Raw genomic sequence first — 23,039 nt, 5'->3', positions numbered from 1 at the left:
CATGTCGGAAGACCTGAAGCTCGTTGACTACCTCAAGTCGATCGCCGCCGATCTGCACGAGACCCGTCGGCGGCTCGAAGAGGTGGAGTCGGGTAAGCGCGAGCCGATCGCCATCGTGTCGATGGCGTGCCGCTTTCCGGCCGGGGTCAGTTCTCCTGAGGGTTTGTGGCGGTTACTGATCGAGGGTGAGGACGCGATCTCGCCGTCCCCGGCCGATCGGGGCTGGGATCTGGAGGGGACGGCAGGGCTGGGTGGCGCGATCGACCAGGGTGGGTTCCTGGCGGACGCGGCGGAGTTCGACGCCGGGTTCTTCGGCATTTCGCCGCGTGAGGCGCTGGCGATGGATCCGCAGCAGCGGGTGCTGCTGGAGACGTCCTGGGAGGCGATCGAGCGGGCCGGGATCGACCCGGTCTCGCTGAAGGGCAGCCACACCGGCGTGTTCGTGGGCACCAACGGCCAGGACTACATGAGTCTGGTCATGCACGCTCAGGCGGATCTCCAAGGCCATGGTGTCACCGGTCTGGCCGCCAGTGTGTTGTCCGGCCGTCTCTCGTACACGCTGGGGTTGGAGGGCCCGGCGGTGACGGTGGACACCGCCTGCTCGTCGTCCCTGGTCACGATGCACATGGCGGCGCAGGCGCTGCGGTCGGGCGAGTGCAGCCTGGCGCTGGCCGGTGGGGTGACGGTGATGACGTCGCCCATGGTCTTCGTTGGTTTCAGCGCGCAGGGCGGAATGGCGCCCGACGGCCGGTCCAAGGCGTTCTCCGACACCGCGGACGGCACCAGCTGGTCCGAGGGCGTGGGCATGCTGGTGCTGGAGCGGTTGTCGGACGCGCGGCGCAACGGTCACCCGGTATTGGCGGTGATGCGTAGTTCGGCGATTAACCAGGACGGCGCTTCCAACGGGTTGACCGCTCCGAACGGTCCTTCGCAGCAGCGGGTGATCCGGCAGGCGCTCGCCGGTGCCGGGCTCTCGCCGTCCGAGGTGGACGCGGTCGAAGGCCACGGTACGGGGACGACGCTGGGTGACCCGATCGAGGCGCAGGCGCTGCTGGCGACCTATGGCCAGGATCGGGAGGAGGGTCGGCCGCTGCTTCTTGGGTCGATCAAGTCGAATCTCGGCCACACGCAGGCGGCTGCGGGCGTGGCCGGTGTGATCAAGATGGTCCTGGCCCTCCAGCATGGTGTGCTGCCCAAGACGCTTCACGTGACGGAACCGTCCTCGCACGTGGACTGGTCGGCCGGTGCGGTGGAACTGCTGACCGAGCCGGTGGAGTGGAAGCAGAACGGTCACCCGCGCCGGGCGGGTGTGTCCTCGTTCGGGATCAGCGGCACCAACGCGCACATCATCCTCGAACAAGCACCGGAAACACCAGAAGGGGAGGAGACTCCGCAGGACCGGGCGCCGGGTGTGGTGCCGTGGGTGCTGTCGGCGAAGACTCCGGAGGCGTTGCGTGGTCAGGCGCGTCGTCTGGCGGCGCATGTGGAGGCGGCCGACCTGGACCCGGTGGATGTGGGGTCCTCGCTGGTGGTGTCGCGGTCGGTGTTCGAGCACCGTGCGGTGGTGGTCGGCGGCGATCGTGGCGAGCTGGTGGCGGGCTTGGGCGCGGTTGCCTCGGGTGAGCCCGCGGCTGGCGGCGTGGTCGAGGGCGTGGCCGATGTCGTCGGGAAGTCGGTGTGGGTGTTCCCGGGTCAGGGGGCGCAGTGGGTCGGTATGGGCGGGCGGCTGCTTGAGGAGTCGCCGGTCTTCGCGGGTCGGATGGCGGAGTGTGCGGCGGCGTTGGAGCCGTTCGTGGAGTGGTCGCTGCTGGATGTGATCCGGCAGACCGAGGGTGCTCCGGGGCTGGATCGGGTGGATGTGGTCCAGCCGGTGTCGTTCGCGGTGATGGTGTCGCTGGCGGCGGTGTGGGAGTCGCTGGGCGTTCGCCCCGGCGCGGTGGTGGGTCATTCGCAGGGTGAGATCGCGGCTGCGGTGGTGGCGGGTGGTCTGTCGTTGGATGACGGTGCCCGGGTGGTGGCGTTGCGCAGCCGTCTGATCGGGGAGCGGTTGGCCGGGCTTGGCGCGATGGCGTCGGTGGCGTTGCCGGTCGAGCAGGTGCGTGAGCGGCTGTCGTCCTGGGACGGCCGGGTGTCGGTCGCGGCGATCAACGGCCCTCGCTCGGTGGTGGTGGCCGGTGAAGTGCAGGCCGTTGAAGACTTGGCGGAGCGATGGTCGGGTGAGGGGGTGCGGGTTCGCCGTATCGCGGTGGACTATGCGTCGCATTCGGCTCAGGTCGATCTGATCGGTGCGGAACTGGCCCAGGTCCTGACCGGGGTGGTGCCGCAGCCGGCGCGGGTGCCGATGCTGTCGACCGTGACCGGTCAGTGGCTGAAGGGGCCGGAACTCGACGCGGGGTACTGGTGTGACAACCTGCGCAACACGGTGGCCTTCGCCCCGGCGATCGGGGCACTGCTGGAGCAGCGCCACCGCGTGTTCGTCGAGGTGAGCCCGCACCCGGTGCTGACGATCGGCATCGGGGAATGCGTAGACGAGGCCGCGGTGGACGCCGTGATCGCTGGGACTTTGCGCCGAGAAGAGGGCGGGCTGGACCGGGTGCTGGTCTCGGCGGCCGAGCTGTTCGTCCGCGGCGTGGCGGTGGACTGGCGGGCACTGCTGCCGGGCGGTCGCCGGGTCGATCTGCCGACCTACGCCTTCCAGCACCAGCGGTTCTGGCCGAGCGCCCAGCAGAGCGGTGACGCCCGTGTGCTGGGCCTGTCCGCGACCAGGCACCCGCTGCTGGGTGCCGCTGTGAGTCTGGCCGACTCGGACGGCGTGCTGCTGACCGGCCGCCTGTCGGTGAAGTCGCATCCTTGGCTGGCCGATCACCTGGTGGCGGGGATGGTGTTCTTCCCCGGCACCGGATTCCTTGAGCTGGCGGTCCGGGCGGGTGACCAGGTCGGCTGCGATGTGGTCGAGGAGCTGACCCTGGTCGCGCCGCTGGTGCTGGGCGAGAACGACGCGGTCGCGGTCCAGATCGCGGTGGGCGCGCCAGAGGAGACCGGCAGGCGGAGCGTGAACATCTACGCCCGGCCCGCCGACGCGGACGACGAGGTGAAGTGGGTACGGCACGCCACCGGCACGCTGGCCACCGGACCCCGGACGACCACCGCCTCCCCAGCCGTGCCGTTCGATGCGGCGGTGTGGCCGCCGGCCGGCGCGACCGCGATCGAGCTGGACGGCTTCTACCAGCGGATGGCCGAGAGTTCGCTCGTCTACGGCCCGGTGTTCCAGGGGTTGCAGGCGGCCTGGTGGGGCGCGGGCGGCGAGGTGTTCGCCGAGGTCGCACTGCCCGAGCAGGCGCAATCGGACGCGGGTGCGTTCGGGGTGCATCCGGCTTTGCTGGACGCGGCGTTGCACGCGTCGACCTTCGCCGGGCTGGACGTCGCGGCGGGTACGCGGTTGCCGTTCTCCTGGCAGGAGGTGAGCCTGTACGCCACCGGAGCGGCGCTGTTGCGCGTCCGGCTGGCCAAGGTGGGCGAAGACACGGTGTCGCTGAGCGCGGTGGACGCCGCCGGAGAGCCAGTGCTGTCCGTGAGCTCGCTGGTGCTCCGTGCGTTCTCACCTGATCAGGTCGCCGCGGGTGGGGCACCGGCGACGCGGGACGGGCTGTTCCGGTTGGACTGGACTCCGCTGCCGGAGGTCCCCGAAGCCGTTCCGGTGTCGATGGCGGTGGCCGGGTTCGCCGGATCTGAGCCGGACGTGCTGGGTCTTGCGGGGACGTGGGAGTCGGTCGCTCTTCACCGTGATCTGCCGGCGCTGGCCGAGGCGGGTCCGGCGCCGGAAGCGGTGCTGGTCGAGGTCGTCACCGAGCCGATGGCGGACGCGGTGGCGGCGGCGCATGAGGCGACCGCTGAAGTGCTGAGCCTGCTGCAGGGCTGGCTGGCCGAGGAGCGGTTCGGCGATTCGCGGTTGGTGTTCGTGACGCGGAACGCGGTGTCGGCGGGTGAGGGTGAGGCGGTCGCCGATCTGGCGGCCGCGGCGGTGTGGGGTCTTGTCCGCAGTGCGCAGTCGGAGAATCCGGGCCGGTTCGTCCTGGTCGATGTGGATGGTGAGGAGTCCTCGCTCGCGGCTTTGCGCGACGTGCTGCTCGCGGTTCTGTCCTCGGACGAGTCGCAGGCGGTGGTGCGTGCAGGTGAGGCGCGGGTGTCGCGGTTGGCGTCGCTGGTGTCGGGGGCGGGTTTGGTGCCTCCGGCCGGGGTGCCGTGGCGGCTGGGCAGCCAGGCCAAGGGCAGCCTGGACGCGCTGGAACTGCTTCCCTTCCCGAAGGTGGCGGAACCGCTGGGGGCCAGGCAGGTGCGCGTCGCGGTGCACGCCGCGGGAATCAACTTCCGGGACCTGCTGGATGGGTTGAACGCGCTGGGCTGGTTCCAGGACATGGTCAGCCTGATGGGCAGCGAGGCCGCCGGCGTGGTGCTGGAGGCCGGCTCCGAGGTCGAGGACCTGCGCCCGGGCGACCGGGTGATGGGCCTGGCCGAGGGCGCCTTCGGCCCAATGGTCGTCGCCGAGGCCACGGCTCTGGTGAAGATCCCCGGCGGGATCTCCTTCGAGCAGGCGGCGACGATTCCGGTGGCGTTCCTGACGTCCTATTACGGGCTGATGGATCTGGCCGGGTTGCGGCCGGGCGAGACGCTGCTGGTGCACGCGGGTGCCGGAGGCACCGGTATGGCGGCGATTCAGCTGGCTCAGCGGCTGGGGGCGGAGGTGTTCGCCACGGCGAGCCCGGCCAAGTGGGACGTGCTGCGCTCGCTGGGCATCCCGGACGATCACATCGCGTCCTCGCGGACCCTGGAGTTCGAGGAGCGGTTCCGTGACCGGGGGATCGATGTGGTCCTCAACTCGCTGACCGGCGAGTTCATCGACGCTTCCGCGCGGTTGCTGCGCCCGGGCGGCAGGTTCATCGAGCTGGGCAAGCTGGACATCCGCCAGCAGGACCAGTTCCCCGAACTGGTCTATCAGTGGTTCGACGTGACAGATGCCGGACAGGAGCGGTTGCACGAGATCCTGATCGAGCTGGCGGGGTTGTTCGCGGCCGGTGAGCTGCGGCCGTTGCCGGTGACGGCGTGGGATGTGCGACGGGGTCGTGAGGCGTTCCGGTTCATGAGCCAGGCCCGGCACACCGGCAAGATCGTCCTGACCATGCCCCGGCGCTGGAACCCGGAAGGCACCGTGCTGATCACCGGTGGGACCGGCGTTCTGGGTGCGGAACTGGCCCGGCATCTGGTGGCCGAGCACGGCGTACGGCACCTGCTGCTGGTCAGCAGGAGGGGCCTGGAAGCGGCCGGCGCACGCGAGCTGGAGCAGGAACTGACCGCGCGAGGCGCGCAGGTGACCATCGCCGCCTGCGATGTGGCCGACCGGGAAGCGACGGCCGGTCTGCTGGCCGGGATCGGCGCCGAGCATCCGCTGACCGCTGTGATCCATACGGCGGGGGTGCTGGCGGACGGGACCATCACGTCGCTGACGCCGGAGCGGCTGGACGCGGTGCTGCGGCCGAAGGTGGACGCCGCCTGGAACCTGCACGAACTCACCGCAGATCTTGATCTGGCCGACTTCGTCGTGTTCTCCTCACTGGCCGGTGTGATGGGCAACGCCGGTCAGGGCAACTACGCGGCGGCCAACGTGTGGCTGGACGCGCTGATGGCCACCCGCAGGACCCAAGGACTGCCGGGCCTGTCCCTGGCGTGGGGGCTGTGGGCGGAGGCCACCGGGATGACCGGGGGCATGACGCAGGCAGACGTGCAGCGGATGACCACCACGGGGCTACTGCTGATCACGCCCGAGCAGGGGATGGCGTTGTTCGACACGTCACTGGGGTCGGATTCGCCGCTGGTGCTCCCGGTCCCGATGAACCTGCCGGCGATGCCCGCCCAACTGGTCCCGCCGCTGCTGCGCGGGCTCGTGCGGAGCACCCGCCGTACGGCGGCGTCGGCGCCCGCCGACGGAGAAGGGGTGCTGCTGCGGCAGCTGGCCGGTCTGGCGCAGGCCGACCGCGTCCGGTTCGTCGTCGATCTGGTCCGGGCGCAGGCCGCCGCCGTCCTCGGACACTCCGATCCTGCGGCGGTGGACGTCCGGCGGGAGTTCCGCGAGCTGGGCTTCGACTCGCTGACCGCGATCGAGCTGCGCAACCGGCTCAACCTGGCCACCGGCCTGCGCCTGCCTTCCACTCTCGTCTTCGACTACCCCACCCCCGCCGCGCTGGGAGAGCACCTCCTGAGCGAGGTGCTCGGCGCGCACGGCGACGCCATCCTGCCGGTGGCCGCGGTCTCGACCGGGGACGACCCGATCGCCATCGTCTCGATGGCCTGCCGTTATCCCGGCGGGGTGAACTCCCCGGAGGACCTGTGGCAGCTGGTCCTCGGAGGACAGGACGCCATCACGACGATCCCGAGCGACCGCGGCTGGGAGAGCTTCACCGATCTGGGCCTGAAGGGCGGGTTCATCTTCGACGCGCCCCAGTTCGACGCGGAGTTCTTCCGGATCTCGCCGCGTGAGGCGCTGGCGATGGACCCGCAGCAGCGCCTGCTGCTGGAGACCGCCTGGGAGGTCTTCGAGCGGGCCGGCATCGATCCGCACTCGTTGCGGGGCAGCGACACCGGCGTCTACATCGGTGCCGTCGCCTCAAGCTACATGCTCGGCGAGGAGTCTCTCGGTCACATCATGACCGGCCAGCTGGCCAGTGTGGCCTCCGGCCGGATCTCCTACACCTTCGGTCTTGAGGGCCCGGCGGTGACGGTGGACACCGCGTGCTCGTCGTCGCTGGTGACCATCCACCTGGCGGCGCAGGCCATGCGCAACGGGGAGTGCTCACGCGCACTCGCCGGAGGCGTGACGGTGATGGCCACCCTCGCGGCGTTCGCGGAGTTCGACGAGCAGGGCGGGCTGGCGCCGGACGCCCGGTGCAAGGCGTTCTCCGACTCGGCGGACGGCATCGGGTGGTCCGAAGGCGTCGGCCTGGTGATGCTGGAGCGGCTGTCGGAGGCTCAGCGCCACGGGCACCAGGTGCTGGCGATCGTGCGTGGTTCGGCGATCAACCAGGACGGCGCGTCCAACGGCCTGACGGCGCCGAACGGTCCTTCCCAGCGCCGGGTGATCCGTCAGGCGCTGGCCAACGCCGGAGTGTCGCCGTCGGAGGTGGACGCGGTCGAGGCCCACGGTACGGGTACGGTGCTGGGCGACCCGATCGAGGCGCAGGCCCTGCTGGCGACCTACGGCCAGGACCGGTCGGACGACCGCCCGTTGCTGCTGGGCTCGATCAAGTCGAACATCGGCCACGCGCAGGCGGCGGCGGGTGTGGCCAGTGTGATCAAGATGGTCATGGCCATGCGGCACGGCGTGCTGCCCAAGACGCTGCACGTGGACGCGCCGTCCTCGCACGTGGACTGGGACTCCGGCTCGGTGGAAGTGCTGACCGAGCAGCGGGAGTGGCCGGAGACGGGTCGTCCACGGCGGGTGGGCGTGTCGTCGTTCGGGGTCAGCGGCACCAACGCACACATGATCTTGGAAGCGGGGCCGGAAGCACCGCAGGCCGAGCCGGGCGTGACAGACCCCACGCCGATGGCGGGTGCGGTGCCGTGGGTGGTCTCGGGCAAGACCGGCCAGGCGCTGCACGATCAGGCGGGTCGCCTGAGCGCGTACGTGGCGACGCACAGCGATCTGCGTCCGGTGGACACGGCGTTTTCGCTGGTGACGTCACGGTCGGTGTTCGAGCACCGTGCGGTGGTGGTCGGGACCGGCCATGCGGAGTTGCTGGCGGGCCTTGCCGCGGTCGAGGCCGGCGAGTCGGCGACGGGTGTGGTCCGGGGTGTGTCCGATGTGGACGGCCGGATGGTGTGGGTGTTCCCGGGCCAGGGAGCCCAGTGGGTCGGCATGGGCAGGCGTCTCCTTGAGGAGTCGCCGGTCTTCGCGGGTCGGATGGCGGAGTGCGCGGCGGCGTTGGAGCCGTTCGTGGAGTGGTCGCTGCTGGATGTGATCCGCCAGGCCGACGGGCTGGATCGGGTGGATGTGGTCCAGCCGGTGTCGTTCGCGGTGATGGTCTCCTTGGCCGCCGTCTGGGAGTCGCTGGGGGTCCGCCCCGACGCCGTGGTCGGCCACTCTCAGGGCGAGATCGCCGCCGCGGTGGTCGCAGGTGGCCTGTCCCTACAGGACGGCGCCCGGGTGGTGGCGTTGCGCAGCCGCCTGATCGCCGACCGGCTGGCCGGGCTGGGGGCGATGGCGTCGGTGGCGTTGCCGGCCGAGCAGGTGTGGGAGCGGCTGTCGTCCTGGGATGGGCGGGTCTCGGTCGCGGCGGTCAACGGCCCGAATTCGGTGGTGGTGGCCGGTGAGGTGCAAGCCGTCGAGGAGCTGGTGGAGCGTCTGACCGAGGATGGGGTGCGGGTCCGGCGGATCGCGGTGGACTATGCCTCGCATTCGGCTCAGGTCGATCTGATCGGTGAGGAACTGGCGCAAGTCCTGGCGGGGGTGGCTGGGCGTGCGGTGCGGGTGCCGATGCTGTCGACGGTGACCGGCCTGTGGTTGGAGGGGACGGAACTCGACGCGGCGTATTGGTGTGACAACCTGCGCAACATGGTGGCCTTCGCCCCGGCGATCGGCCAGTTGCTGGAGCAGCGGTATCGGGCGTTCGTGGAGGTGAGCCCGCATCCGGTGCTGACGATCGGCATCGGCGAATGCGTGGACGAGGCCGCAGCAGATGCGGTAATCGCCGGGACGCTGCGCCGCGACGAGGGCGGGCTGGACCAGGTGCTGGTCTCGGCCGCTGAGCTGTTCGTCCGCGGCGTGACGGTGGACTGGCAGGCGGTACTGACCGGTGGACGCCAGGTGGACCTGCCCACCTACGCCTTCCAGCACCACCGGTACTGGTCCGCTGGTGTCGGTATGGGCGTGGGGAATGTAGCCGCGGCGGGACTGGCGGCGGTGCGCCATCCGCTGCTGGGCGCCACCATGGGCCTGGCCGATTCCGGCGGGGTCGTGCTGGCCGGGCGGTTGTCGCTGTCGTCGCATCCGTGGCTGGCCGACCACAAGGTGGCCGGGATGGTGTTCTTCCCCGGCACCGGATTCCTTGAGCTGGCGATCCAGGCGGGCGACCAGGTCGGCTGCGACCTGGTCGAGGAACTGACGCTGGCGGCTCCACTGGTTCTCAGCGAGGGCGGCGCGGTCGCGGTGCAGATCGCGGTGGGCGCCCCGGAGGAGACCGGCCGCCGGAGCGTGAGCGTCTTCTCCCGTCCGGCGGAGGCCGGTGACGATGTCCCCTGGGTACGGCATGCCACCGGCACGCTCGCCACCCAAGCTCGGACCGCCGCACCGTTCGACGCGGCGGTGTGGCCGCCGGTCGGCGCGACCGCGATCCCGCTGGACGGCTTCTACGACCTGCTGGCCGACAGCCCGCTCGGCTACGGCGAGGTGTTCCAGGGCCTGCGGGCGGCCTGGCAGGGCGCCGGCGGTGAGGTCTTCGCCGAGGTCGCTTTGCCGGAGCAGGCGCAGCTGGACGCCGGTGCGTTCGGGGTGCATCCGGCGCTGCTGGACGCTGCCCTGCACGCGGTCACCTTCGCCGGGCTGGACACTACGGCGGGTACGCGGCTGCCGTTCTCCTGGCAGGAGGTGAGCCTGTACGCCACCGGAGCGGCACTGCTGCGGGTGCACCTGGCCAAGGTGGGCGACGACGCCGTGTCGGTGAGCGTGGTGGACGCCGATGGGCAGCCGGTGCTGTCGGCACGGTCACTGGTGCTGCGGCCGGTCTCGGCCGACCAGCTCGCCGCCGCCGGCAGTGGCCCGGAGACCGGGCGGGACTCCATGTTCGGGCTGGACTGGATCTCGCTCTCGGAGGCGCCGGTCCCGGCGGCCGACGCGAGTGTGGTCGAGCTGACCGGGGAGCTCGCCTCGCTGGATCCGGCGCTGGACGTGGTCATGGTCACCGTCGGGTCGGCCGACGCCGGGAACGTGGTGGAGTCGACACACGAGCTGGTCGCTCACGTCCTCGGTCTGCTCCAGCAGTGCTTGGCCGATGAGCGGTTCGAGGCTTCGCGGCTGGTGTTCGTCACTCGGGGCGCGGTCGAGGCGCGGGAGGGCGAGGTGGTCGCCGATCTGGCGGCTGCTGCGGTGTGGGGTCTGGTGCGGTCGGCGCAGTGGGAGAACCCGGGCCGGTTCGTGCTGGTCGACACCGATGCGGAACTGTCCTCAGCGTCGCTGGCCGCGGTGCTGGCCTCCGGTGAACCGCAGGCGGCGGTGCGTGAGAGTACGGTGCGGGTCCCGCGCCTGACCCGCATGGCACCGGCGCAGGAGGCGGCGGAACAGCCATGGAATCCGGACGGAACAGTCCTGATCACCGGTGGCACCGGTGGTCTGGGCGGTCATCTGGCCCGGCATCTGGTGGCCGAGCGCGGGGTGCGGCATCTGCTGCTGACCAGTCGCCGGGGTTTGGAGGCTCCGGGTGCGGTGGAGTTGCAGGCCGAGCTGATCGCGCACGGTGTCGAGGTCACGGTCGCGGTGTGTGACATGGCCGACCGGGATCAGGTGGCGGCTCTGCTGGCCGGTGTGGACGAGGAGCATCCGCTGACCGCGGTCATTCACACCGCCGGTGTGCTGGATGACGGCACGATTCCCTCGCTGACACCGGAGCGCCTGGACGCGGTGCTGCGTCCCAAGGTGGACGCCGCCTGGCACCTGCACGAGCTCACCCAGGGCCTGGACCTCGCGGCGTTCATCCTGTACTCCTCGCTGTCGGGTGTCCTGGGTTCGCCCGGTCAGGCCAACTACGCGGCCTCGAACACGTTCTTGGACGCCCTCGCCCAGTCACGCCGGACCGAGGGCTTGGCCGCCCTGTCGCTGGTGTGGGGTCCCTGGACCCAGGACACCGGCTTGACCGGCACGCTGAGCGATGTCGACATGCGGCGGATCACCCGGACGGGCATGCCGCCGCTTTCCGTCGAGCAAGGCATGGCGCTGTTCGATGTCGCCACCGCACTCGGGTCCCTTGGGCACGCGGTGCTGGTTCCCGTCCGGATGGATCTGCCCGCGATGCGTGCTTTCGGCGAGGTCCCCGCGTTGCTGCGAGGTCTCGTCCGGGCCGGTCGGCGGTCGGCGGCGTCCGGTTCGGTGGTGGCGGCGACGTTGCTGAATCGGCTGGCTCCGCTGGGGGCGGCCGAGCGCGCCGAGGCCATGGTGGACCTGGTGCGCACCGAGGCGGCCATGGTGCTCGGGCACGCCTCGCCGGAGACGGTGGAGGTGCGCCGGGAGTTTCGTGAGCTGGGTTTCGACTCGCTCACCGCGGTGGAGTTGCGTAACCGGTTGAACGCCGCGACCGGGTTGCGGCTGCCGTCCACGCTGGTGTTCGACTACCCGACTCCGGTGGCGCTGGCGGAGTTTCTCCTGAACGAGTTGTCCGGCACCACCGCCGATGTGGTGGTGCCCACGGCGATGGCGCCGGTGACGAACGATCCGATCGTGATCGTGGGCATGTCGTGCCGCTTCCCGGGCGAAATCCATTCTCCGGAGGATCTGTGGCGGCTGGTTTCCGAGGGCGGGGACGGGATCGGCGAGTTCCCGACCACACGCGGCTGGGATCTCGGGGCGTTGTACAGCCCGGATCCGGATAACCCGGGCACCAGCTATGTGCTTGAGGGCGGCTTCCTGGAGAGCGCCACGCAGTTCGATCCGGGGTTCTTCGGGATCTCGCCCCATGAGGCGCTGGCGATGGACCCGCAGCAGCGGCTGCTGCTGGAGGCGTCCTGGGAGGCGGTCGAGCGGGCCGGGATCGACCCGGCCTCGCTGAGGGGCAGTCGCACGGGTGTTTTCGCCGGTGTGATGTATCACGACTACGGGATGGCCGCGGAACTCCCGCCGGAGGCGATGGGCTTCATCAGCACCGGTACCGCGGGAAGCGTCGTGACCGGTCGAATCTCGTACACGCTGGGGTTGGAGGGTCCGGCGGTGACGGTGGACACGGCGTGTTCATCGTCGCTGGTGGCGATGCACCTGGCCGCGCAGGCGCTGCGGTCGGGTGAGTGCTCGCTGGCGCTGGCCGGTGGTGTCACGGTGATGGCCACGCCGGGGGTGTTCGTCGGCTTCAGCGCGCAGGGCGGGCTGGCCCCCGACGGCCGGAGTAAGTCTTTCGCCGACGCGGCGGACGGAACCAGCTATTCCGAAGGCGTGGGCATGCTGGTGCTGGAGCGGCTGTCGGACGCCCGCCGCAACGGGCACGAGATCCTCGCCATCGTGCGTGGGTCGGCGGTCAACCAGGACGGCGCGTCGAACGGGCTGACCGCGCCGAATGGTCCTTCGCAGCAGCGGGTGATCCGCCAGGCCCTGGCTGTCGCTGGGCTGTCTCCTGCCGAGGTGGACGCGGTCGAGGCGCACGGTACGGGCACGACCCTGGGTGACCCGATCGAGGCGCAGGCGCTGATGGCGACCTACGGTCAGGATCGGCCGGAGGACCGGCCGCTGCTTCTTGGGTCGATCAAGTCGAACATCGGTCACACGCAGGCCGCTGCCGGCGTGGCCGGTGTGATCAAGATGGTCCTGGCTCTCCGGCATGGCGTGCTGCCCAAGACACTGCACGTCGATACGCCGTCCTCGCATGTGGACTGGGCTTCTGGCGCGGTGGAGCTGCTGACCGAGCGGGTGGAGTGGCAGCGGAACGGTCATCCGCGCCGGGCGGGTGTGTCGTCGTTCGGGATCAGCGGCACCAACGCGCACGTGATCTTGGAGCAGGGGCCGGAGACTCCTGCGGTGGAGCCGGAGGAGCAGGCGCCGGGTGTCGTGCCGTGGGTGCTGTCGGCGAAGACAGGTCAGGCGTTGCGGGCACAGGCCGGGCGTCTCGCGTCCTACCTGAACGGTGAGCCCGCTCTGGGGCTGGCCGACACCGCGTTCTCGCTGGCGACGACACGGTCGGCGTTCGAGCACCGTGCGGTGGTGGTCGGCGAGGATCGTGGTGCCCTGCTGTCGGGCCTGTCGGCGGTCGGCGCCGGTGAGTCGGCGACGGATGTGGTCCGAGGCGTGGCCGACGTCGTCGGGAAGTCGGTGTGGGTGTTCCCGGGTCAGGGAGCCCAGTGGATAGGTATGGGTGCCGCCCTGCTTGAGGAGTCGCCGGTCTTCGCCGGTCGGATGGCCGAGTGCGCGGCGGCGCTGGAACCGTTCGTGGACTGGTCGCTGCTGGACGTGATCCGCCAGGCCGAGGACGCTCCGTCGCTGGATCGGGTGGATGTGGTCCAGCCGGTGTCCTTCGCGGTGATGGTGTCGCTGGCTGCACTCTGGGAGTCACTGGGGGTTCGGCCCCACGCCGTGGTCGGTCACTCTCAGGGCGAGATCGCTGCTGCGGTGGTCGCGGGTGGCCTGTCGTTGCAGGACGGCGCGCGGGTGGTGGCGTTGCGCAGTCGCCTGATCGCCGACCGGCTGGCTGGGCTTGGCGCGATGGCGTCGGTGGCGTTGCCGGTCGAGCAGGTACGTGAGCGGCTGGCCGTCTGGGATGGCCGGGTATCGGTCGCGGCCGTCAACGGCCCTCGCTCGGTGGTGGTGGCCGGTGAACTGCGAGCCGTCGATGAGCTGGTGGAGCGTCTGACCGAGGATGGGGTGCGGGTCCGGCGGATCGCGGTGGACTATGCGTCGCATTCGGCTCAGGTTGATCTGATCGGTGCGGAACTGGTCCAGGTCCTGGCGGAGGTGGCGCCACAGTCGGTGCGGGTGCCGATGCTGTCGACCGTGACCGGCCAGTGGGTGGAAGGGCCGGAACTCGACGCGGCCTACTGGTGTGACAACCTGCGCAAAACGGTCAACTTCGCCCCAGCCGTCGGGGAACTGCTGGAGCAGCGGTACCGGGCGTTCGTGGAGGTGAGCCCGCACCCGGTGCTGACGATCGGCATCGCCGAATGCGTGGACGAGGCCGCGGTGGACGCCGTGATCACTGGGACCTTGCGGCGTGACGAGGGCGGGCTGGACCGGGTGCTGATCTCGGCCGCCGAACTGTTCGTCCGCGGCATCGAGGTGGACTGGAAGAGCGTGCTGCCAGGTGGACGCCGGGTCGAGCTGCCGACCTACGCCTTCCAGCACCAGCGGTACTGGCCCAACGCCCAGCAGAGCGGTGATGTCCGTGTTCTGGGTCTGGACGCGACGAGGCATCCGCTGCTGGGTGCGGTGCTGCCCCGGGCCGATTCCGATGGGGTGGTGCTGACCGGGCGGTTGTCGCTCTCGTCGCATCCGTGGCTGGCCGACCACGTGGTGGCCGGGACGGTGCTGGTGCCGGGCAGCGTGTTCGTGGAGTTCGCCGTCCTGGCGGGTGACCAGGTCGGCTGCGACGTGGTCGAGGAGCTGACGCTGACCACGCCCCTGGTGCTGGTCGAGGGTGACGCGGTCGCGGTGCAGGTGTGGGTCGAGGCGGCGGAGCAGCCGGGCCGTCGCCCGGTGATCGTCTACGCGCGTTCGGCGGACGCGGCCGAGGACGTGCCGTGGGTGCGGCACGCCACCGGTGTGCTGGCCACCGGTGCGGTGGATGCCGAGTCGTTCGATGCGGCGGTGTGGCCTCCGGCCGGCGCGACCGCGATCGAACTGGACGGGTTCTACGCGGAACTGGCGGAGGAGGGGCTGGCGTACGGTCCGGCGTTCCAGGGTCTGCGGGCGGCCTGGCGGGGGTCTGACGGTGAGATCTTCGCCGAGCTGAGCCTGCCGGAGCACGTCGGCGGAGCGGATTCCTTCGGGCTGCACCCGGCCTTGCTGGACGCGGCCTTGCACACGGTGCCGTTCGCCGGGCTGGACGAGGCCGAGCGAGGCCGGTTGCCGTTCTCGTGGGGGACGGTGCGCCTGCACGCGAGTGGGGCGTCGGTGCTCCGCGTGCGGCTGGCCAGGGCCGATGGCGATTCGGTGGCGCTGATGGCCGTGGACAGGTCGGGCGCGCCGGTGGTGTCGGCGCGGCCGGTGGTGCTGCGGCCGATGTCCGATGAGCGGCTCGCCGTCTCCGCTGGCCGTGGGGCCGGGCGGGACGAACTGTTCCGGGTGGACTGGTCCGTGGTCGGCGGTCTGCCGGAAGCCGACCCGGCGCCGGTGCCGGTGCTTGACCTGGACTCGCTGGATCTCTCGTCCCTGGTGGGGTCGGGTGTGGTGCTGACGGAGGTCGCCTCTGACGGTGAGACGGTGGCGGCGGCGCACGCGCTGACCGCGCGCGTTCTCACTTTGCTGCAGGGGTGGCTGGCTGACGACCGGTTCGCTGATTCGCGTCTGGTGGTGGTCACTCGGGGTGCGGTGGCGACGGGCGACGGTGAGACGGTCACCGATCTGCCGGCCGCGGCGGTGTGGGGCCTGGTGCGGTCGGCGCAGTCGGAGAACCCGGGCCGGTTCGTGCTGGCCGATGTCGATGGTGAGCTGTCTGACTCGGTGCTGGCCGGGGTGCTGGCCTGCGGCGAGCCGCAGGTGGCGGTACGCGGGGACGAGGTGCGGGTGGCCCGCTTGGCGCGGGTGGTGCCCGGTTCTGCCCCCGGCGAGGACGGTGTCCGCGCGTGGGATCCAGCGGGCACGGTGTTGATCACCGGTGGGACCGGTGGTCTGGGCGCGCTGTTCGCGCGGCATGTGGTGGCCGAGCGTGGCGTACGGCGTCTGCTGCTGACCAGCCGCCGGGGGCCGGCGGCTCCTGGCGCGCTGGAGCTGCGGGCGGAGCTGATCGCGCATGGCGCCGAGGTCGAGATCGTCGCCTGTGACGCGGCCGACCGTGATCAGGTCGCGGCGTTGCTGGCCGGGATCGACGCGGGTCATCCCCTGACGGCGGTCGTGCACACCGCTGGTGTGCTGGCCGACGGGACGATTCCGTCGTTGACGGCGGAGGGTCTGGACACGGTCCTGCGGCCGAAGGTGGACGCCGCCTGGCACCTGCACGAGCTGACCGAGGGCCTGGATCTGGCCGCGTTCGTGCTGTTCTCCTCTTTCGCCGGGGTGCTGGGCAACGCCGGTCAGGGCAACTACGCGGCGGCGAACGCGTTTCTGGACGCGCTGGCCGAGTCGCGCCGGGCCCGGGGCTTGGCGGGACTGTCGCTGGCCTGGGGCCTGTGGGCGCAGGAGACCGGGCTGACCGGCGGTCTTGGCGCGATCGAGCTGCGCCGGATGGCGCGGGCGGGCATGCCGGCGTTGTCGGCGGAGCAGGGCCTGGCGGCCTTCGAGACGGCCGCCACGACAGTTCACGCGGCGGTGGTGGCGACGCGGCTGCAACTCGCGGTTCTGCGTACGTTCCCCGAGGTGCCGCAGCTGCTGCGGGGCCTCGTCCGGACGGGTCGCCGGTCGGCGGTCTCCGTACCGGTGGACGGCGACGGGGAGCTGCTGCGGCGGCTGGCCGGGTTGGCGAAGGCCGAGCAGGTCCGGGTGCTGGCGGAGCTGGTTCGCGCGCAGGCGGCGGTGGTGCTGGGGCACACGTCGGCGGAGGCGGTCCAGGCGCGGCGGGAGTTCCGTGAGCTGGGCTTCGACTCCCTCACCGCGGTCGAGCTGCGGAACCGGCTGAACATCGCGACCGGGCTGCGGTTGCCGACGACGCTGGTGTTCGACTACCCGACGCCGATCGTGCTGGCGGAGTTTCTGCTGAACGAGTTGTTCGGCGAGGGCGCCGATGTGGTGGTGCCCACGGCGATGGCGCCGGTGACGAACGATCCGATCGTGATCGTGGGGATGAGCTGCCGGTTCCCCGGTGGGGTGGATTCGCCGGAGGGTCTGTGGCGGTTGCTGTCCGAGGGTGCGGACGCGATCTCGCCGGCCCCGGCCGATCGTGGCTGGGACCTGAGCATGCTCTCCGGGACGGACCTGGACATCCAGGGCGGATTCCTAGCGGACGCGGCCGGGTTCGACGCCGGGTTCTTCGGGATCTCGCCGCGTGAGGCGCTGGCGATGGACCCGCAGCAGCGGTTGCTGCTGGAAGGGGTGTGGGAGGCCGTCGAGCGGGCCGGGATCGACCCGGTCTCGCTGAAGGGCAGCTCCACCGGGGTGTTCGTCGGCACCAACGGCCAGGACTATGCGAGTTTGGTGATGAACGCCGCACCCGATGTGCAGGGTCATGCCATGACCGGAATGTCGGCCAGCGTGCTGTCCGGCCGTCTCTCGTACACCCTGGGTCTGGAGGGTCCGGCGGTGACGGTGGACACCGCGTGTTCGTCGTCGCTGGTGGCGATGCACATGGCGGCGCAGGCGCTGCGGGCGGGCGAGTGCGGCCTGGCGCTGGCCGGCGGTGTCACGGTGATGACCACCCCGTTCGGGTTCATGGGGTTCAGCGCACAAGGCGTCCTGTCGCCGGACGGGCGGTGCAAGGCGTTCGCCGACGCCGCCGACGGCACGACCTGGTCTGAGGGCGTGGGTGTGGTGGTGCTGGAGCGGTTGTCTGACGCTCGCCGCAACGGGCACGAGGTGCTGGCGGTGGTGCGTGGTTCGGCGATCAACCAGGACGGCGCGTCCAACGGGTTGACCGCGCCGAATGGTCCTTCGCAGCAGCGGGTGATCCGGCAGGCGCTGGCGGTTTCCGGGTTGTCGCCGTCCGAGGTGGACGCGGTGGAGGCGCACGGCACGGGTACGAAGCTGGGTGACCCGATCGAGGCGCAGGCGCTGCTGGCCACCTACGGCAAGGATCGGCCGGAGGATCGGCCGCTGCTGGTGGGCGCGATCAAGTCCAACTTCGGTCACACGCAGGCGGCCGCGGGTGTCGCCGGTGTGATCAAGATGGTGCTGGCGATGCGCCACGGCATGCTGCCCAAGACGCTGCACGTGGACGAGCCGTCCTCGCACGTGGACTGGACCTCCGGCGCGGTGGAACTGCTGACCGAGTCGGCTGAGTGGCCCCGGAACGGTCACCCGCGCAGGGCCGGTGTCTCCTCGTTCGGGATCAGCGGCACCAACGCGCATGTGATCTTGGAGGAAGGACCGCAGGCCGAGCCGGGTGCGGTGGATCGGGAACCGGTCACCGAGGTGGTTCCGGTGCTGGTGTCGGCCCGTACGGCAGAGGTGCTGCGGGCGCAGGCCGACCGGCTGGCCGCGCATGTGGCGGCCCACGACGAGCCGGCCTTGGCCGATGTGGCGTTCTCGCTCGCGACGACGCGGTCGGCGTTCGAGCATCGTGCGGTGGTGCTGGCGAGTGATCGCGATGGTCTGCTGGCCGGGCTGGGTGCGCTGGCCGAGGACCGGCCGGGTGCGGGTGTGGTGCGCGGCGTGGCCGCGACGGAGCCGAAGCTCGCGGTGTTGTTCACCGGTCAGGGCAGTCAGCGGGTGGGGATGGGCCGGGAGCTGTACGACCGCTTCCCGGTGTTCGCCGAGGCTTTGGACGAGGTGATCGCCGAGCTGGATCCACTGCTCGACGGATCGTTGCGCGATGTGATGTTCACCGAGCCGGAGTCGCTGGACCAGACGGGGTGGGCGCAGCCGGCGTTGTTCGCGCTGGAGACCGCTCTGTTCCGGCTGGTGGAGTCGTGGGGTGTGCGTCCGGATGTGCTGGCGGGGCATTCGATCGGGGAGATCACGGCGGCGCATGTGGCCGGGGTGCTCTCGCTGAGTGATGCGTGTGCGCTGGTGGCGGCCCGGGCGCGGTTGATGCAGGCCCTTCCCGCGGGTGGGGCGATGGTCGCGGTCCAGGCGTCGGAAGACCAGGTCGCCGACCTGCTGGCCGGTCGTGAGGGTGAGGTGTCGATCGCGGCGGTGAACGGTCCTGACTCGCTGGTGCTCTCAGGGGCCGAGCAGCCGGTCCTTGAGGTCGCCGCCACGCTGGGGGAGCGCGGGGTCAAGACGCGACGGTTGCGGGTGTCGCACGCGTTCCACTCGCCGTTGATGGATCCGATGCTGGCGGACTTCCGCACGGTGGCCGGCAGGCTCACCTACCACCTGCCGCGTATCCCGATCGTGTCGACATTGACCGGGGAGGCGGCCACGGCCGAGCAGGTGTGCTCGCCGGACTACTGGGTGGATCAGGTCCGTGGCGCGGTCCGCTTCGCCGCTGGCGTCCGCACGCTGCACGCCCAGGGCGTACGGGCCTATCTGGAGCTGGGCCCTGACGGGGTGCTGGCCGCCATGGCTGCCGGCACCCTCGCGGTGGACGTACACGACGCTGATGTGGCGCTGGTGCCGACGCTGCGTAAGGACAGGGACGAGCACACGGCTGTGCTGACGGCGCTGGCCGAGCTGCACGTGCACGGGGTGGCGGTGGACTGGCAGGCGGTGCTGCCGAGCGGGCGCCGGGTGGACCTGCCGACGTACGCCTTCCAGCATCAGTGGTTCTGGCCCAAGGGGCTGGCGTCTCAGGTGGGGAACGTGGCGGCGGCGGGGCTGGCGACAGCGGGTCATCCGCTGCTGGGTGCGGCGGTGGGCCTGGCCGACTCCGACGGGGTGCTGCTTACCGGCCGCCTGTCGGTGCGGTCGCATCCGTGGCTGGCCGATCACGTGGTGGCCGGGATGATGATCTTCCCGGGCACCGGGTTCCTGGAACTGGCGATCCGGGCGGGTGACCAGGTCGGCTGTGACCTGGTGGAGGAGCTGACCCTGACCGCGCCGCTGGTGCTGAGCGCGGACGACGCGGTCGCGGTGCAGGTGTCGGTGAGCGCGCCCGACGAGTCGGGCCGCCGGAGCGTGAACGTCTACGCCCGCTCGGCGGAAGCCGTCGCCGACACCCCGTGGGTACGGCACGCCACCGGCATGCTCGCGACCGGTTCCGCGGAAGCCGGGTCGTTCGACGCCGGGATCTGGCCGCCACGGGGCGCGACCGCGATTGACCTGGACGGGTTGTACGAGGACCTGGTCGCGGATGGGTTCGGCTACGGCCCGGTGTTCCGGGGGCTGCGGGCGGCCTGGCGCGGATCTGACGGTGAGGTCTTCGCCGAGGTCGCGTTGCCCGAGCAGGCGCAGTCGGAGGCGGCGACGTTCGGTTTGCATCCGGCGCTGCTGGACGCGGCGTTGCACGTGGTGGCCTTCGCCGGGCTTGACGATTCCGAGGGTGGCCTGGTGCCGTTCTCCTGGACCGGGGTGTCCCTGGAGGCCGTGGGAGCGTCGGTGTTGCGGGTCCGGCTGGCCCGCACCGCCGCCGACTCGGTGGAGTTGGTGGCGGTGGACGCGGCGGGCGCGCCGGTGGTGTCGGCGCGGTCGCTGGCGCTGCGTTCGTTCTCGGCGGATCTGCTCGCAACCGCGGCCGGTGGCCAGGCGACGATGGGAGACGGGCTGTTCCGGCTGGAATGGACCGCGCTTTCGGATCTTCCGGCGGCCGATCCGGTGCCGGTGGCGGTGGTCGGCCCCGACACGCTGGGTCTTGCCACGGAGCAGGCCGAGGTTCATCCGGATCTGTCGGCGCTGGCCGAGGCGGATCCGGTGCCGGGTGTGGTGCTGGCCGGGATCGGGACCGATCCGGCTGGGGACGCGGTGGCCTGCGCGCATGAGGTGACCGCTGCGGCGCTGGAACTCTTGCAGGGATGGCTTGCCGACGAGCGGTTGGAGGACTCGCGGCTGGTGTTCGTGACACGCGGCGCGGTCTCGGCTGGCGAGGGCGAGGCGGTCGCCGATCTGGCGGCTGCGGCCGTGTGGGGTCTTGTCCGTAGTGCGCAGTCGGAGAATCCGGGGCGGTTCGTCCTGGTGGATGTCGATGGTGAGCTGCCGGGCTCGGTTCTGGCCGGGGTGCTGGCCAGCGATGAGCCGCAGGTAGCAGTGCGCGCCGGTGGGGTGCGCGTGCCACGGTTGGCGCCGCTGGTGTCGGGGGCAGGGTTGGTGCCTCCGGCAGGGGTGCCGTGGCGGCTGGGCAGCCAGGCCAAGGGCAGCCTGGACGCGCTGGAACTGCTTCCCTTCCCGAGGGCGGCGGAACCGCTGGGAGCCGGACAGGTACGCGTCGCGGTACACGCGACGGGCGTCAACTTCCGGGACCTGCTGGACGGGTTGAACGCGCTGGGCTGGTACCAGGACATGGCCAGTCTGATGGGCAGCGAGGCCGCCGGCGTGGTGCTGGAGGTCGGCCCCGAGGTGGACGACCTGCGCCCGGGAGACCGCGTGATGGGTCTGGCCGAGGGCGCCTTCGGCCCGGTGGTCGTCGCCGCGGCCACGGCCTTGGCGAAGGTGCCCGACGGGGTCTCCTTCGAGCAGGCGGCGACGATTCCGGTGGCGTTCTTGACGTCCTATTACGGGCTGATGGATCTGGCCGGGCTGCGGCCGGGCGAGTCGCTGCTGGTGCACGCAGGCACGGGCGGCGTGGGCATGGCGGCGATCCAGCTGGCCCAGCGCCTGGGCGTTGAGGTGTTCGCCACGGCCAGCCCGGCCAAGTGGGACGTCCTCCGCTCGCTGGGCATCCCCGACGATCACATCGCGTCCTCCCGCACCCTGGAGTTCGAGGAGCGGTTCAGCGGGCGGGGGATCGATGTGGTCCTGAACTCGCTGACCGGCGAGTTCATCGACGCTACCGCGCGGTTGCTGCGCCCGGGTGGCCGGTTCATCGAGATGGGCAAGCTGGACATCCGTGACCAGGAGCAGTTCCCCGGGCTGACCTACCGCTGGTTCGACATGATGGACGCCGGACCTCAGCGACTGCGGGAGATCCTGACCGAGCTGGCAGGGCTGTTCGCAACCGGCGAGCTGCGACCGCTACCCGTCACGGCGTGGGATGTGCGGCGGGGCCGTGAGGCGTTCCGGTTCATGAGCCAGGCCCGCCACACCGGCAAGATCGTGCTGACCATGCCGCGCCGCTGGAACCCGGAAGGCACCGTGCTGATCACCGGTGGCACCGGCGGTCTGGGCGCGGAGGTGGCCCGGCATCTGGTGGCCGAGCACGGCGTACGACACCTGCTGCTGGTCAGCCGAAGAGGTCTGGAAGCGACCGGCGCACGCGAGCTGGAGCAGGAACTGGGCGCGCAGGTGACCATCGCCGCCTGCGATGTGGCCGACCGGGATGCGGTGGCCGGTTTGCTGGCCGGAATCGGCACCGAGCATCCGCTGACCGCGGTGATTCACACCGCGGGTGTGCTGGACGACGGGACCATCGCGTCGCTGACGCCGGAGCGGCTGGAGTCGGTGCTGCGGCCGAAGGTGGACGCCGCCTGGCACCTGCACGAGCTGACCCAGGACCTGGACCTGGCCGACTTCATGGTCTTCTCCTCACTGGCCGGTGTGACGGGCAACGCCGGTCAGGGCAACTACGCGGCGGCCAACGTCTGGCTGGACGCGCTGATGGCCACCCGCCGCGCTCAAGGACTGCCGGGCCTGTCCCTGGCCTGGGGATTGTGGGCGCAGACCAGCGGCATGATCGGGAGTTTGTCGCAGGCCGAGGTCCAGCGGATGACCGCCGCCGGGCTGCCGCCCATCACCACCGAGCAGGGGCTGGCCCTGTTCGACACGGCCATCGGCTCGGATTCGCCGCTGGTGCTCCCGGTCCCGATGAACCTGCCGCCGATGCCCGCCCAGCTGGTCCCGCCGCTGTTCCGCGGGCTGGTACGCGGCACCCGCCGCACGGCGGCGTCGGGGTCGGCGGGTGGCGACGCGGGCGAGGCGCTGTCCCGGCAGCTGGCCGGTATGGCGAAGGCCGAGCAGATCTGGCTGGTGGTGGAGCTGGTGCGGTCGCAGGCGGCGGCGGTGCTCGGGCACGCGTCGGCGGACGCGATTGAGGCGGGGCGGGAGTTCCGCGAGCTGGGCTTCGACTCGCTCACCACGGTCGAGCTGCGTAACCGGCTGAACGCGGTGACGGGGCTGCGGTTGCCGATGACGCTCATCTTCGACTACCCCACCCCCGCCAGCCTCGCCGAGCACATCGTGACGGAGATGGCGCCCGAGGCGGACACCGCAGCAGAGCCGACGGTGCTGGGTGATCTCGACAGGGTCGAGGCCGTTCTCTCCGGCGACGCCCTCGATGAGCTCACTCGCAACGGCATCGCGACCCGGCTGCGTCAACTGCTGGCGATGGTGAGCGAGAGCGACACGGACACTAGTGAAATCGCGGTCGCCGACATGCTCGAATCGGCGAGCACCGAGGAAATCCTGAGTTTCATCGACAACGAGCTGGGCCGCTCGAAAGATCTGTGACCCCGCGTCTGAATTGGAG

At 71.0% G+C, this 23,039-nt stretch carries 1 protein-coding gene; it reads left to right on the top strand.

Annotation, left to right across the window (positions count from 1 at the left end):
• The first annotated feature begins 1 nt into the window (after position 1).
• Entirely contained in the window at positions 2-23,020 is a 23,019-nt protein-coding gene (locus Amac_RS57355) for a type I polyketide synthase (RefSeq protein WP_218041159.1), read from the top strand.
• Positions 23,021-23,039 lie beyond the last annotated feature (19 nt).

The organism is Acrocarpospora macrocephala (assembly GCF_009687865.1).
In the GTDB taxonomy this organism is placed as follows: domain Bacteria; phylum Actinomycetota; class Actinomycetes; order Streptosporangiales; family Streptosporangiaceae; genus Acrocarpospora; species Acrocarpospora macrocephala.
This window is presented reverse-complemented; position numbering and strand designations above follow the sequence as displayed.